This window comes from Streptomyces pimonensis (genome assembly GCF_041380215.1).
GTDB lineage: Bacteria > Actinomycetota > Actinomycetes > Streptomycetales > Streptomycetaceae > Streptomyces > Streptomyces pimonensis.
Map to the genome: position 1 here is coordinate 1 of NZ_JAHWZY010000094.1, position 2113 is coordinate 2113.

Sequence of the window (2113 nt, forward strand, 5' to 3'; positions counted from 1 at the left end):
CGCCTGAACGAAGATCACAAAGCGTCACGAGATGTTACCGAGAAGGGTTCAGTGAGGAGTGCTGTTGCGCACGGCGGTCAGTCCTGACGCTGAACCATCTGACCTGACACCGCATCAAGGTAGATGGCTGCGCCCTGAGGCTCGGATTCACCGTCACGGATCATGTTGACGATCCATACGGGGCGCCATTCCCCGGAGACCTCCTGAGCGATCAGGAAAACAGGGCTCCCAGCCTTGAGATCAGTGATTTCCTCCGCGCGATTTTCGGCCGCAGCCTCGTCAAGTTCTGGCTTCGGCAGCTTGGGGTCCTCGACGAGGCGGGCAGTCACTCCCATAATGCGACCGGAAGACGTGACTGTGATGTCGAGACGCATCGGCATCATGATGTCGTTCACGTAACGGCGGTAGCTCAGAACGTACGGGGCTTTCCCCTTTGCCAGCGAGTCAAAGGTGATCTTGCTTCCCTTTATTTCGTCCGGATACCACTTCTGCGCAAAACGCTCTGCGGCTGCCTTGGACTGATCCGGTGTTAGGGACCCTCCGTCATCTTGGTTATTCACGGAGAAAGCGCTCTGGATTTTTCGCTCAGGCCACAAGAGCGTTAGGTTTCCCTTGTCGGTGGTGACGTCCACCTTGCCGGGGAAGCCGGGCATTGGCTCTCGTTGCTGCACCTGAACAATTTTGGCTTGCTCGCCGTAGACCTGGGTCGCAACGCTTCTAGCCCATTCTTCCTGTTCGCCGGTGGCGCCTACAGCTTCAGGGCCACCGTAGACAGGCGTGATCCCGAACCAGAACATGGCGACGATCAGGGCCCCACCGATACCAAAGGCACGCATGCCCGTGCCGACGTCACGCCGGGTGAACAACGGCTGATGACGCCTGAGCTTCAGCCAGGCGATCCCGCACAGCACGCCGGCAACCGCGCCGAGGGCGTTTGCCGTCAAATCGGAGTAGCTGCACGATCGACCGAGCGGGAGCAGTGCCTGGAGCATTTCGACACTTCCCGTCATGAGTAGACCACCGGCCAGGACGGCGACCGGTCGCCGGAAGGCGCACACCCCGAAGAAGCAGACAGGAACAAAGAGCAGCACGTTCAGCTGGCCTGGAGTCGTGGAGAGTACGCCTCGCAGAGACGGCCCTATGTAGCAGACAGTGTCTTTACCTGCGTCCCCGATGCCACCTGGAAGGAGCGTCACGGCCAGGACCCCCAGCAGCGACACGGACCACAAGGTGGTCGTGGCCACCGGCCACTTCTTTGCTCGTGCCAAAAGTGCTACGGGCAGGACAACGAGCGCCGATGCCACCACAAAGATCGGGATGAGATCGGCCACGGCCCGGATCGACGCTTCAATCATGATGTCTTTCTCTCACTGCAGACAAACGACGAATAAGCCGGGGCACCTGAGGCGCCCCGGCTTTCTATGCATGCATCAGCAAGGGTTCAGCGAAGGAGTCCAGAAGTAGCCCTGCCCTGCGACATCCATGCCGCCAGTGGAGCGGCACGAGCTGGGGACGGGTTTTCCGCCGAAGCTGTGGGACTTCGTCTGCCCGGACGTTATGGAGTAGACGGGGGAGACGTATTCCTTACTGCCGACGTCCACCAGGAACTTCAGGCTGATGGATCCGCCGCCGGTCTTGTTGTACTTCACGGCCGAGTAGAACAGGCTGGAGTTGCCCGTGACCTGACGCCCGTTGGTTGACTCGAACCTCAACGTTCCGTTGGAAAGCGAGGTGGAAGTAGTGGCCGCCCAAGCGGCCGTTCCCATACCCAGTGATGCCATTGCCGTGGCGACTACCACGGCAGAACGCATCGAACGGCGCATTGTTCCCTCCCTGAGAAATGCCTGACACATGCTGAATGGACCGTTCTGCGGCCACTTGACGAAGATCAACTTATGACGTGGAAGTTAAATCTGCAAGGGTTCTCGCCGGAGGGCTTTATAGTGCAAATATCCTTTTTATCGGCAGGTTAATTTCCGATTTGCCCCCCTTTTCCCTGTGGGGAAGTCATGCTTTATGTGCAAAGCTGCAGAGTTTGCGGCCCTCGCCTATTTGGCTGATTCGCTTTCTTTCTGTGGCTGGAATTTAGAGGTCGTCTCACGTGGTCTGAGCA

2 protein-coding genes are annotated in these 2113 nt (G+C 58.7%); both read right to left on the minus strand.

The genetic code is table 11. The features are described 5' to 3' along the window. Window positions 1-77: 77 nt before the first annotated feature. Window positions 78-1355, minus strand: coding sequence for a VanZ family protein (locus KYY02_RS33450; RefSeq protein ID WP_371244785.1), 1278 nt, complete (start codon window positions 1353-1355; stop codon window positions 78-80). A gap of 75 nt (window positions 1356-1430) precedes the next feature. After that, complete coding sequence (locus tag KYY02_RS33455) at window positions 1431-1892, minus strand: hypothetical protein (RefSeq protein WP_371244787.1); 462 nt, start codon at window positions 1890-1892, stop codon at window positions 1431-1433. Window positions 1893-2113: the final 221 nt, after the last annotated feature.